At 66.2% G+C, this 11,815-nt stretch carries 15 protein-coding genes; 9 read left to right on the top strand and 6 right to left on the bottom strand.

The window, feature by feature from the left end; translation table 11 throughout:
* Positions 1-61: 61 nt before the first annotated feature.
* Positions 62-793, bottom strand: a complete 732-nt coding sequence (ubiG, locus tag NDN01_RS19025; RefSeq protein WP_272628312.1) for a bifunctional 2-polyprenyl-6-hydroxyphenol methylase/3-demethylubiquinol 3-O-methyltransferase UbiG — start codon at positions 791-793, stop codon at positions 62-64.
* 57 nt (positions 794-850) lie between these two features.
* Here ubiG and NDN01_RS19020 point away from each other — a divergent pair, with 57 nt between their 5' ends.
* The 3 genes from NDN01_RS19020 (at position 851) to NDN01_RS19010 (ending at position 3,891) form a co-directional block, all read left to right on the top strand.
* Positions 851-2,110, top strand: coding sequence for an aspartate kinase (locus NDN01_RS19020; RefSeq protein ID WP_272623297.1), 1,260 nt, complete (start codon positions 851-853; stop codon positions 2,108-2,110).
* Positions 2,111-2,324: 214 nt separating this feature from the next.
* Positions 2,325-3,311: an NAD(P)H-dependent flavin oxidoreductase gene (locus NDN01_RS19015; protein ID WP_272628311.1), complete on the top strand. Its 987-nt coding sequence runs from the start codon at positions 2,325-2,327 to the stop codon at positions 3,309-3,311.
* 1 nt (position 3,312) lies between these two features.
* A complete protein-coding gene (locus tag NDN01_RS19010; RefSeq protein ID WP_272623296.1) occupies positions 3,313-3,891 on the top strand; it encodes a YdeI/OmpD-associated family protein in 579 nt (192 codons plus the stop codon).
* A 12-nt stretch (positions 3,892-3,903) separates the two neighbouring features.
* On the opposite strand, the gene NDN01_RS19005 is transcribed toward NDN01_RS19010, so the two are convergent.
* Genes NDN01_RS19005 through NDN01_RS18985 form a run of 5 tightly spaced genes read right to left on the bottom strand, consistent with a single transcriptional unit; the run spans position 3,904 to position 7,226 of the window.
* A complete protein-coding gene (locus NDN01_RS19005; protein WP_272623295.1) occupies positions 3,904-4,308 on the bottom strand; it encodes a VOC family protein in 405 nt (134 codons plus the stop codon).
* Positions 4,309-4,368: 60 nt separating this feature from the next.
* A complete protein-coding gene (locus NDN01_RS19000) occupies positions 4,369-5,805 on the bottom strand; it encodes a hypothetical protein (RefSeq protein ID WP_272623294.1) in 1,437 nt (478 codons plus the stop codon).
* The gene (locus NDN01_RS18995; RefSeq protein WP_272623293.1) at positions 5,802-6,536 is read right to left on the bottom strand and encodes an ABC transporter ATP-binding protein; all 735 of its coding nucleotides are present in this window, start codon (positions 6,534-6,536) and stop codon (positions 5,802-5,804) included. Before NDN01_RS18995 ends, NDN01_RS19000 begins: the two co-directional genes overlap by 4 nt.
* A 47-nt stretch (positions 6,537-6,583) precedes the next feature.
* Entirely contained in the window at positions 6,584-6,796 is a 213-nt protein-coding gene (locus NDN01_RS18990; RefSeq protein ID WP_272623292.1) for a helix-turn-helix transcriptional regulator, read from the bottom strand.
* On the bottom strand, positions 6,789-7,226 hold the full coding sequence (locus NDN01_RS18985) for a hypothetical protein (RefSeq protein ID WP_272623290.1): 438 nt from the start codon (positions 7,224-7,226) through the stop codon (positions 6,789-6,791). Before NDN01_RS18985 ends, NDN01_RS18990 begins: the two co-directional genes overlap by 8 nt.
* Positions 7,227-7,357: 131 nt before the next feature.
* Between NDN01_RS18985 and ybgC the strand changes: the two genes are divergently transcribed.
* The 6 genes from ybgC to tolB all read left to right on the top strand — a co-directional run bounded on the left by ybgC (position 7,358) and on the right by tolB (position 11,809).
* The gene (ybgC, locus tag NDN01_RS18980; protein ID WP_272623288.1) at positions 7,358-7,825 is read left to right on the top strand and encodes a tol-pal system-associated acyl-CoA thioesterase; all 468 of its coding nucleotides are present in this window, start codon (positions 7,358-7,360) and stop codon (positions 7,823-7,825) included.
* Entirely contained in the window at positions 7,822-8,526 is a 705-nt protein-coding gene (tolQ, locus tag NDN01_RS18975) for a protein TolQ (RefSeq protein ID WP_272623286.1), read from the top strand. Before ybgC ends, tolQ begins: the two co-directional genes overlap by 4 nt.
* Positions 8,527-8,964, top strand: a complete 438-nt coding sequence (tolR, locus tag NDN01_RS18970) for a protein TolR (RefSeq protein ID WP_272623285.1) — start codon at positions 8,527-8,529, stop codon at positions 8,962-8,964.
* 108 nt (positions 8,965-9,072) lie between these two features.
* Positions 9,073-9,960, top strand: coding sequence for a cell envelope biogenesis protein TolA (locus tag NDN01_RS18965; protein WP_272623284.1), 888 nt, complete (start codon positions 9,073-9,075; stop codon positions 9,958-9,960).
* 137 nt (positions 9,961-10,097) lie between these two features.
* Entirely contained in the window at positions 10,098-10,409 is a 312-nt protein-coding gene (locus NDN01_RS18960) for a hypothetical protein (RefSeq protein ID WP_272623283.1), read from the top strand.
* A gap of 5 nt (positions 10,410-10,414) precedes the next feature.
* Complete coding sequence (gene tolB, locus NDN01_RS18955) at positions 10,415-11,809, top strand: Tol-Pal system beta propeller repeat protein TolB (RefSeq protein WP_443025146.1); 1,395 nt, start codon at positions 10,415-10,417, stop codon at positions 11,807-11,809.
* Positions 11,810-11,815: the final 6 nt, after the last annotated feature.

The raw sequence follows: 11,815 nt of genomic DNA, 5'->3' as shown, positions 1-11,815 counted from the left end.
GCGAAAGCCCCGGCGTTTTGGTTCGCGGCGGGGTGGATCCCGGAACAAGTCAGGGGTGACGTTATCCGTGGGTAGCCGTCACGAAATAATCCAGCGTCATATCGTCGGAAATCACGAAACCCTTCGCCACTGAAAAGCTGAGCCCGCGTGTATCGACCACCGTCAGCCCGGCCGCTTCGATCAGCGTGATTAGTTCCTCGGGCGTCAGGAACTTGTCCCAGTCATGTGTACCCCTGGGAATCTGTCCGGTACCCTCGCCGATGGTAATCATGGCAAGCCGTGACAGCGCGGTGCGGTTCGGGGTGGACAGGACCATCAGCCCGCCCGCCGTCAGCGCGCCGGCCAGCCCGGCGACGAACGCCGCCGGATCGGTGACATGCTCGATCACCTCCAGGCTGGTCACCAGGTCGAAGCGTGCCGCGCCCAGTCCCTCGATCCCGCCGGTGCGATAGTCGATCGTCAGCCCGGATTGCCGGGCATGGGCATGGGCCGCCGCGATATTCTCCGCCGCCGCGTCGATTCCGGTCACCGTCGCGCCCAGCCGCGCGAGCGGCTCGCACAACAGCCCCGCGCCGCAGCCGACATCGAGCGCCGTCTTCCCCGCAAGCGGCGTGAAGCTGGCTCCATCCAGTCCCCAATGCGCGTCGATCCGTTCGCGCAGATAGCCGAGTCGCACGGGGTTCAGCCGGTGGAGCATCGCCGACGATCCCTTCGGGTCCCACCACTCGGCGGCCATCGCGCCGAAATGCGCTGCCTCTTCAGGATCGATCGTCGTTACGGGGTCGCTTGCCATCACCATATCTGCTTCCTATCAGGGCGCCCCGCTCACCCCAAGGATTTCTGCATCTCCATGGCTCGTATCGTGATGAAGTTCGGCGGCACCTCCATGGCGGGGATCGAGCGGATCCGGAGCGTTGCCGCGCGCGTCAAACGCGAGGTGGAGGCCGGCAACCAGGTCGCGGTCGTCGTGTCGGCGATGGCGGGCGAGACCGACCGGCTGGTCAATTTCTGCCGCGAAGCTTCATCGCTTTACGATCCGCACGAATATGACGTGGTGGTTTCCGCCGGCGAGCAGATCACCAGCGGCCTGCTGGCGATCGCGCTCCAGGCGATCGGCGTGCCGGCGCGGAGCTGGCTCGGCTGGCAGCTGCCAATCCGCACCTCGGACGGCCATGGCTCGGCGCGCATCGCCGAGATCGACACAGCCACGCTCAATCTGTCGCTCGACAAGGGTGAGGTCGCGGTGATCCCCGGCTTCCAGGGCGTCGCGACCGGCGAGCGCGTGACGACGCTCGGACGCGGCGGCTCGGATACCTCTGCGGTGGCGATGGCGGCGGCGATGAAGGCCGATCGCTGCGACATCTACACTGATGTCGACGGCGTCTATACGACCGACCCGCGCATCGTGCCGCGCGCGCGCAAGCTGAAGCGCGTGACGTATGAAGAAATGCTCGAACTCGCCAGCGTCGGGGCCAAGGTGCTCCAGACCCGTTCGGTGGGGCTCGCGATGAAGGAACAGGTCCGCGTTCAGGTGCTCTCGTCCTTCACGGGCGAGGACGCGCCGATGGCGGACACATTGCCCGGTACGATGATCGTGGGCGAAGAGGAGATTGACGATATGGAACGCCAGCTCATCACGGGCATCGCCCATGACAAGAACGAGGCGAAGATCACGCTGACGGCGGTGCCCGACCGTCCCGGCGCGGTCGCCTCGATCTTCACCCCGCTGGCCGATGCCAATATCAATGTCGACATGATCGTGCAGAACGTCGCCCATGCGACCGGCTCGACCGACGTAACCTTTACCGTGCCGGGCGCCGATCTGGCCCGGTCGCTCGAGGTGCTTGGCAACGCGCAGGGCGATATCGGCCATACCGGCCTCCTCCACGATACCCGGGTCGCCAAGATCTCGGTGGTCGGTGTGGGCATGCGCAGCCATGCCGGCGTCGCGGCGACGATGTTCAAGACTTTGGGCGAGCGCGGCATCAACATCCAGGTTATCACCACCTCGGAGATCAAGGTCTCGGTGCTGATCGAGGAAGACTATACCGAACTCGCGGTACGCGTGCTGCATACCGCTTATGGTCTGGACGCCGAAGACGCGGCCTGATTATTCCCCTCCCGCTTGCGGGAGGGGTTGGGGAAGGGTCTGTTAAGGTGCCAATCTCCGACATGGCCGGGAAATACGCAGTGACCATTCCGACCTGATTGCGCATTTGCCGCCGGGAGGGCATGTGCGCGACATGACCGATACCCTGGCACATGCCGACACCTCCGCCCCCAGCCCCTCTCACTCAGTGGGAGGCGAGAGGCTTCGCCGCCGCATGGCGCGGGGGGCCGCATTCCTCGGCTCGGAAACAGCCATCCTGTGCGGCGCCATGTCCTGGGTGTCGGAGCGCAATCTCGTTTCCGCCATCTCCAATGCGGGCGGCTTCGGCCTGATCGCCTGCGGGGCGATGACACCCGAACTGCTCGACGCTGAGATCACCGGCACCAAGGCGCTGACCGACAAGCCGTTCGGCGTGAACCTCATCACCATGCACCCGATGCTGTTCGACCTGATCGAGGTCTGCAACAAACACGGTGTCGGCCACGTCGTGCTCGCGGGCGGCCTGCCGCCAACGGGGTCGATCGACGCGATCAAGGCCAACGGCGCGAAGCTGATCTGCTTCGCCCCCGCCTTGTCGCTCGCCAAGAAGCTGATCCGTTCCGGCGTCGACGCGCTCGTTGTCGAGGGCATGGAGGCCGGCGGCCATATCGGCCCGGTCTCGACCAGCGTGCTGGCCCAGGAGATACTGCCCGAGGTCGCCGATGCAGTGCCGGTGTTCGTCGCCGGCGGCATCGGGCGGGGAGAGGCGATCGCAGGCTATCTCGATATGGGCGCGGCGGGCGTCCAGCTCGGCACGCGCTTCGTCTGCGCGAGCGAATCGATTGCGCATGCCAATTTCAAGAAGGCGTTCCTGCGCGCCTCCGCTCGCGATGCGATCGCCAGCGTCCAGATCGATCCGCGCCTGCCGGTCATCCCGGTGCGCGCGTTGAAGAATGCCGGCGGCGAATTGTTCACGGCGAAGCAGCGCGAGGTCGCGCAGCTTCTCGATGAGGGCAAGGTCGAGATGGGCGAGGCGCAGCTCCAGATCGAGCATTACTGGGCCGGCGCGCTGCGCCGTGCGGTCATCGACGGCGATGTCGAGCATGGCAGCCTGATGGCCGGCCAGTCGGTCGGCATGGTGACGAAGGAAGAGCCGGTCGCGGAGATCATCGAGTCGCTGATGGCCGAGGCAGCGCACGCGCTGGAAAAAAGGGCGGCCTGACGTGGAGGAGCGCGCCGGCCTGCCGATCCTTTCCTTTGCGGATGGCGAGGCATGGGAGGGGTGGCTCGCCGCGCAGCCGCGCGACAGCAAGGGCGTGTGGCTTAAGCTTGCCAAGGCACATGCCGGTGTCCCGTCGGTATCGAAGGCCGGGGCGATCGATGGCGCGCTGTGCCATGGGTGGATCGATGGCCAGTCGGATCCCTATGACGAGCATTGGTGGCTGATCCGCTTCACGCCGCGCAAGCCCCGGGGCAATTGGTCGGAGAGGAATCGCGATCGCGCCGTCGAGCTTGGCAAGGCCGGGCGGATCGCGCCGGCGGGCCAGCGGGAGATCGACGCGGCCATGGCCGATGGCCGCTGGGATGCCGCCTATGCGCCGCAAAGCAGCATCGCCATGCCCGACGATCTCGTCGCGGCGCTCGATGCGGAGCCCGGCGCGCGGGCCTTTTTCGACGGCCTTACCGGCGCGAACCGCTACGCGATCCTCTACCGCATCCATGACGCGAAGAAGCCGGAAACCCGCGCCGCGCGGATCATGAAGTTCGTCGGCATGTGCGCCCGCGGCGAGACGGTGCACTAAAACCGGCGCGTGCTATTCCTTGATCGGCGATCCGATCGACCAGAGATGCCCGAACGGATCGGTGAGCTGGCCGTAACGGTCGCCCCAGAACTGGTTGTCGACCGGCATGGTGATCGTGGCGCCCGCCGCGACCGCGCGTTCGGCCCAGGCATCGGCATCGTCGACCTGTAAATGAAGCCCGACGCCCTTGGGCTCGGGCTCGTCATAGCCGCGCCATTCGGGGAATTCGTCGGACAGCATCAGCCAGCCGCCGTTGATTTTCAGGCCTGCCTGCATCAGCCGCTGGCCGTCCTCGGCGAGATTCTTCTCGGTCACCTCGGCGCCGAACGCGCGGGTGTAGAAAGCGAGCGCCTCCTGTCCGCGCTTGCCGCGGATCGTGAGGAACGCGGTGATGCCGTTGGTGGGCCGCTCGACCATCGATGCTCTCCTGAAGGGAATGATTCGGTACCGCAGCTTACCTCGAGGCGCCTGCCTACGTCAGCGGATAAAATAGACGCCGGCTCCCGCGATTCCACCGAAGATGATGGCGACCAGGATCGACAATATGTTCCCGACCACCGATCCGGAGCGCCGTCGCGCGAAACTGCTGCGTTGTGCCGGCTTGCCGAGCTTGAGCTCGATATAGCCGGCGGCGCTGCCGCCGACCGCCGTGCACGCCAGCGTCACCAGTGCCCCCAGTGGCGTCTGGAACGCGATCACGATCGGCAGGATCACCCCGATCGGCGCGGCCATCGCGAACGCAGCCATCAGCTTTACCCGGTCGATCGCCGCCTTGCTGACCGGGGAGACAGTGATCAGGTCGGGCGCGTCCTCCGCCGAGACGGTCAGCCAGGCGAAGCTGCCGACCATCTGGCCGGCTAGCAGCACGCTGGCGAAGGCGAGGCCGGGCGTCATCGGCGCGTGGCTACCCCGGCCGAAGGCGACGAAGACGATCGGCGCGAGATAGATCAGCCGCAGCAGGATCTGGAAGACGAGCGCCGGGTCGCGTGCGAGCAGCCGCCATTCCTTGGCGAAGACCGACCGGAACAGGCTGGCGTGGAACAACCGGTCGGTGGCCCGCCCGGTCGGCCGGGCGCGGGACAGGCGGGCGCCGCCGTCCTGATAGCCGGACAGGAACAGGCGTTGCAGCATGATGCCGGCCAGCACGAACAGCAGCACGCCGATGCCGAGCAGGACGATGACCGCGACAGGATCGCCAAAGGCGGCATGGCCGGGCAGGCCTGACAGGCCGGTGCTCCCGACACCCTCGTCGCTGAAGCGTTCGAACAGCACCGACGCGCTCGATTCGCGCCGGTCGCCATGGCCCGCCAGTTGGGAGATAAGGAAGATGGCGCCGCCCAGCAACGCGGCCGAGATCTGGCCAACCGTCCGCGCGGCGCGGGGCCCCGCCAGCTTCGCCAGGCCGAGCGTGATCCCCAGCCCGATCGCCGCGGCGGCCAGCGCGAGCGCGGCAAGCAGCGCCACCAGCCCGAACAATTGCGGATGGCCCAATAAGGCGATCGGCACGACCAGGGTCAGCAGCAGCACTGCATAGGTCAGCACGATCGTGCCGGCGATGCCGGACAGCTTCGCGAGCAGCACCGTCCGCCCCTCGATCGGTGCGGAAAAGAGCAGGTCGAGATCGCCATTCTCGTACAGGGTGCGCTGGCTGCCGATGATCGCCTGGGTCGTCATGAAGCTGAAGCCGACGATGCTGCCGGCCAGGATGCCGGTCATGATCCCGGGCAGCGGCAGGATCGGCTCGTCGCGCAGGACCCAGGCGAGGAAGCAGCCAAAGGCAAGCCATGCCAGCAGCATCATGTAGCCGATCCAGCGTGTCGCGCCCTCGCGCGGCCGGGTTCGCCAGGCGAGCCGGATCTCGTGCAGGGCCAGCCAGGTGAAGCTGCCCGGCACCGGCCTCAGGCCAGCGATCATGCGCCGCTCGTCAGACGAATGAAGGTATCTTCCAGCGTCTGGCCCTCGGTACCGGCGCTGCTCCGCAGTTCCTCGAGCGTGCCCTCGGCGAGCAGCCTGCCGCCGGCGATGATGCCGATCCGGTCGGCCATGCGCTCGGCCACTTCGAGGATATGGGTGGTGACGATCACCGTCTTTCCCGCATCGACCTGCGCCCGCAACGCATCCTTCACCGCGCGGGCCATGGCGGCGTCGAGCCCGGTCAGCGGCTCGTCGAGGATCAGCAACTTCGGGTCGTGGATCAGCGCGCCGGCCAGCGCGACCTTCTGCTTCATGCCGCGCGAAAAGCCCTCGCACCGCGTATCCCGCTCGTCCCACAGATCGAGCCAGTGGAGCAGTCGCTCGGCCTCGTCAGCCGCGGCCTGCGGCTCCATCCGCCACAGCCCGGCGACGAAGGCGAGATATTCGCTGGGCGTCAACTTGTCGTAGAGCATTGGCTCGTCCGGCAGCCAGGCGGTGATCGCCTTGGCTTCGTTGGGATGCTGCCGGGCGCTGATGCCGTAGATATGGATTGTGCCCGAATCCGGCCGGGTCAGGCCGGTTACCATGCGCAGGGTGGTGGTCTTGCCCGCGCCGTTCGGGCCGAGCAGGGCGTAGAGTTGGCCGGCACCGATCTCCAGGTCGAGGCCGGTGATGACCGGCTTGTCGAAACTCTTGGACAGGCCGCGGATCCTGAGGGCGGGTTCGGTCATGCGCTACAGCCTAGAACAATGTGCGGGGCCGTCCAGATGGGTCGCTGTCAATTCTCCGGGGCGAGTTGAAAGATGTCCTCGACACGTCTCTCCAGCGCCTGGGCGAGCTTCAATGCGAGGGTGGTGGAGGGGATGAACACGCCGTTCTCGACGGTGTTGATCGTCTTGCGGCTGACGCCGACCCGGTCGGCCAGATCGGCCTGGGTCAGGCCGAGCCGGGCGCGTTCGTCCTTAAGGCTGTTGAGCAGCCGGTCAGCCATGCTTGAGTGCCCGCCGCTCGAGCGTGCCGAAGCGGAGCAGGGCGATTGCGATCGTGAAGGTGATGACGAGCCGGGCACCCTCGCGTGCCGAGATCGGCTCGTAGAAGCTGATGGCATAGACCAGGGTGGCCGTGCCGATCGCGCCCCAGAATCCAAGCGCCATCGCCCGCTTGCGATGATCTAGCGTCGTCTCGTCGTTGAGCAGGGCGCGTATCCGTGCGCCGCGCAGCAATCCGCCGCCCCAGGCAAGGAACAGCAGCAGCGCCGCCGCCCACACGATCCAGGCAGCGAGGTGAAGGCTTTGCGGGCGATTGACCGGCGCGTCGGGAAAGCTGCCCGCCTGCGCCGTGACGAACACGAGCGCCATCGCGGTGGCGGCGCGGGCGCGGCCCCAGGCGATGCGATCGGCTAGATCGGTCTGATTGGTCATGTCGCGTCCTTGTAACTCCGAGGTTACATGTAACCTATGGGTTACTTTATTGTCAAGCAGGGGACGAGATGAACCTTCGGCGCGGTGAACGGGGTTCCTTCCGATGAACCGGTCCGTTAGGACGACAGGACATGGTGGCGCAGCAACAGGATCAACCGGTCGAAGGCCGCTTCGACGGGATCGAGCATCGATTCCCGGTCCGCGTCTATTTCGAGGACACCGATCTGTCGGGTGTCGTCTATCACGCCAATTATCTGCGCTACATGGAACGTGCCCGGTCGGATATGCTCCGCCTCGCCGGGATCGACCAGCGCGCGGCGCAGGAAGCGGGCGAGGGTACCTATGCCGTCAGCGCGCTCGCCATTCGTTATCGCGCGCCGGCGAAGCTCGACGATGCGCTGGTCGTGGTGACAGGATTGATGCAGGTGCGCGCCGCGTCTGTCGATATTCATCAGAGAGTCATGCGCGGTGCCCAGATACTGAGCGAGGCGGAAGTGACTGCGGCGCTGGTCGGTGTATCTGGCAAGCCGAAGCGGCAGCCAAGAGAATGGATCGAGGCATTCCAGCGCCTCGTTGGCCAGAGGGATCAGGAAGCGTGAACGAAGTGTTCTTTAATACCGATGCCGCGACGATGTCGCCGGTCGCGCTTTTCCTCCAGGCGGACCTGGTCGTGAAGATCGTCATGCTTGGTTTGCTGGGGGCCAGCATCTGGACCTGGGCGATCATCCTCACTTTCTGGCGCCGAATCGGCGGCACGCGCCGCAAGATCGAGAAATTCGAGCGCGATTTCTGGAAAGCGGAGGATATCGACGCCTTCCACCGCATCCAGGGCGATAGCGACCTGCCGATCGCGCGGGTCTTCTCGGCTGGCGTCAAGGAATGGCGCCGCTCGACCGCAAGCGGTGCGATCGATCGCGAGGGCACGCGCGAACGACTGGCGACCGCAATGGGATCGATGGTGGCGAGCGAGATCGACAAGCTGTCGGACCGGCTCAACATCCTCGCCACCGTCGGGTCGGTTGCACCGTTCGTCGGGCTGTTCGGCACTGTCTGGGGCATCATGCGCAGCTTCACCGGCATCGCCTCGGCGCAGAACACCTCGCTTGCCGTGGTCGCGCCGGGCATTGCCGAGGCGCTGTTCGCCACCGCGATCGGCCTGTTCGCCGCCATCCCGGCGGTGATCGCCTACAACCGCTTCAGCCATGGCATCAACCGGGTCGAGGCGCGGCTGAACCGCTTCGCCGATGGTTTCCACGCGACGCTGAGCCGCCAGCTTGAGACTGACGGGCGGAAGCTCTAGATGGCGATGCAGCTTCCCTCGCAGCGCAGCCGCGGCCGGCGCGCACCGATGGCGGAGATCAACGTCACGCCGCTGGTTGACGTGATGCTGGTGCTGCTGATCATCTTCATGGTCACTGCCCCGCTGCTGACCGCCGGCGTGCCGGTGAACCTGCCGGACAGCCGCGCCAAGCCGCTCGACCAGGACCAGAAGCCGGTGCAGATCTCGATGGAGGCTGGCGGCAAGATCCATGTCGACCAGGACGAGGTCAGCCAGGATATCCTGCCTGACGTGCTGCGGCAGCTCGCCGCGAAAACTGAAGGCGGCAAGCCGCCCCAGATCTTCCTGCGCGCCGACAAGAGTCTCGACTATGGCCGCGTCATGCGGGTGATGGGGGAACTCAACCATGCTGGCCTCAACCGGGTCGCGCTGGTGACGGTCGGCGACGACGGCAAATGACACGCGCTCCCTTTCCGTTCGTTTCGAGCGCAGTAGAGAAACCATGCGTCGCGCCCGCGGCTCGTTTCCCCACTGCGCTTGAAACGAACGGTTCATAGGTCTCGCACGATGCAGCGGTCCGAAGCGATCGCCCTGGGTGTCGCGCTGGTTGGGCATGTCGTCCTGTTCGGCCTGCTCTCGATGGGCTTCCTCGCCGCGCGGGATCCGGAGATGCCGAAGCAGGCGCCGATCGAGGTGTCGCTGGTCGACAAGGTCGATCTCGTCGCCAAGGCGCCGCAGGCGGTGATGCCGCCGGCCGAATCGCAGGCGCCCGAGCAGGGCCCGCCCGAAGATGCCGCGCCTGCCGCGCCGAAGGAGGAGCCGCAGCCGGATCCGGTGCCGCCCAAGCCCCAGCCCAAGGCAGCGCCGCCGCCCAAGCCCGCGCCCAATGCGGTGCCTGAGCCGAAGAAGCCGGTCGCCCCGACGCCAGACAAGTCGAAGAAGCCGCCGACCCGCGAGGCAGCACCGGCCAGCCACGCGACCGCTTCTCATAACCGCGCCACCGGCACCGATACGGCGTCGACCAGGCCGCGGCCGCGCGGATCGCGCCTCGGCGACGATTTCCTCAAGGGCCTGTCGGACAAGCCGTCAACGACGAAGTCGGTAGTGCCGCAGGCGGCGGTGATGAGCCAGCAGGCAGCGGCCGATATCGGTTCGGCGATCCGCCGTCAGGTGCAGCCATGCGCCGATCGTCAGGTTCAGCCCGGGCCCGGCGCCGAGCGGATTATCGTGACGATCAGGCTTCGCCTCAACCGCGACGGGTCGCTCGCCGGCAATCCGCAGGTGGTCGGCCATAGCGGCGTCGACGCCGAGAATGGCCGTTACCAAGACCGGGTGGACGATAACGCGATCGCCACCTTCAAGGGCTGCGCGCCGCTCCGCGGGCTGCCCGCCGAACTTTATGACGTCCCCAATGGCTGGAGCAATTTCAGCCTGCGCTACAAACTTCCGGGATGAGGAATGCGATGTCCCCATCCCGCTACGCCCTCGCATTCGTCGGACTGTGCGCACTGATTGTGTCCCTTGGACATGTCGATGCGCAGAAGCCACATATCGCGTCGCCGGATCCCCTCAGCGGGCAGGCGGCAGCTGACATGGCGGCGTCGATCAGGCGCCAGTTCTCGCCCTGCTTCGACCGCATCGCTAAGCCGGGGCCGGGGGCGGAGCGGATCGTCTTGACGGTGAGACTCCGCTATAATCGTGATGGGTCCCTTGCCGCGGCGCCGGAGATGGTAGGTGGGCCAGCGGGCGTGGACGACTCCAACCGTCGATATGTCGGTGCCGTGGTCGATGGCGCCAATACGGCGTTTCGGGACTGTTCGCCGCTCCGGGGCATGCCGCCAGAACTCTACGACGGCCAAAACGGGTGGAACCATTTCAGCTTGCGCTACAAACTTCCGGGATGAGGACCATGATGACATCTTCCCCTATCGCGTTACTGGCCGCCGCGCTCGCCGCCCTGTTGCCGCTGTCGGCCCAGGCGCAGAATGCTCCCATCGTCCCGCCGCCGGTGGCGGCAACCCAGACGCCTCCTGCGCAGGACGGCGGCCTGGTGGTCGATGTCGTAGGCGGCACCTCGGCACCGCTGGGGATCGCTGTTCCCGTGATGCCGACCTCGGCTGTGGTCAACACGCCCGCCGGCCCGACCGACAAGCTCGGCCGCGATCTCGCGCAGATCGTGACCAACGACCTGAAGAACAGCGGCCTGTTCAAACCGATCGCGTCGAACGCGCTCAAGGGTGTCGCCTTTCCCGAAGTCACCGCGCCGTCCTTCGAATATTGGGGCGGTGCCGGCGCGCAGACGCTGGTCCAGGGCTTCGTCCGCGCCAATGACGACGGCACGCTGACGGTCGGCTGCTATCTCTACGATGTGTTCGCGCGCAGCGAGCTTACCCGGCAGGGTTTCGTCGTTTCGCCGGGGGACTGGCGCCGCGCCGGGCATAAATGCGCCGACATGGTCTACACGAGGCTGACCGGTGAAGGTCCGTATTTCGACAGCCGCATCATCTATGTTTCCGAAACCGGGCCAAAGGCGAAGCGGTTCAAGCGGCTGGCGATCATGGACCAGGACGGCGCGAATCATCGTTTCCTGACCAACGGCCAGTCGACCGTGCTGACCCCGCGCTTTTCGCCGGACCAGAAATCGATCGTCTATATGAGCTATCTGAACGATCGTCCGGCCATCTATGTGTACGATGTCGCGACGGCGCAGCAGCGGCTGCTGGTCAACAATCCCAACCTCACCTTCGCCCCGCGCTTCTCGCCCGACGGGCGGTGGATCGTCTTCTCGATGGCGGTGGCGGGGAATACCGATGTCTATCGGGTACAGACCTCCGGCGGCTCGCCGCAGCGGCTGACCAATGCGCCGGGGATCGACACCGGCGGCAGTTATTCGCCCGACGGCACCCGTATCGCCTTCGAGAGCGATCGATCGGGCAGCCAGCAAATCTATGTGATGAACGCTGACGGATCGAACCAGCAGCGCATCAGTTTTGGCGGCGGGCGCTACGCAACCCCGGTCTGGAGCCCGCGCGGCGACCTGATCGCCTTCACCAGGATCTCGGGCGATTTCCGGATCGGCGTGATGAGCCCGAGCGGCGGCGGCGAACGGCTGCTGACCAACAGCTGGCAGGACGAGGGGCCCAGCTGGTCGCCCAATGGCCGTGTGCTCACCTTCTTCCGCTCGCATCGGGGTGGCGCCGGCAATGCCGATCTTTGGTCGGTCGACCTGACCGGGGTTAACGAACGGAAGATTCCGACGCCGCTCGACGGATCGGATCCGGCCTGGGGACCGTTACGCCCCTGAAGCAAT

It is taken from the genome of Sphingomonas sp. QA11, from assembly GCF_028473665.1.
GTDB lineage: Bacteria > Pseudomonadota > Alphaproteobacteria > Sphingomonadales > Sphingomonadaceae > Sphingomonas > Sphingomonas phytovorans.
This window is presented reverse-complemented; position numbering and strand designations above follow the sequence as displayed.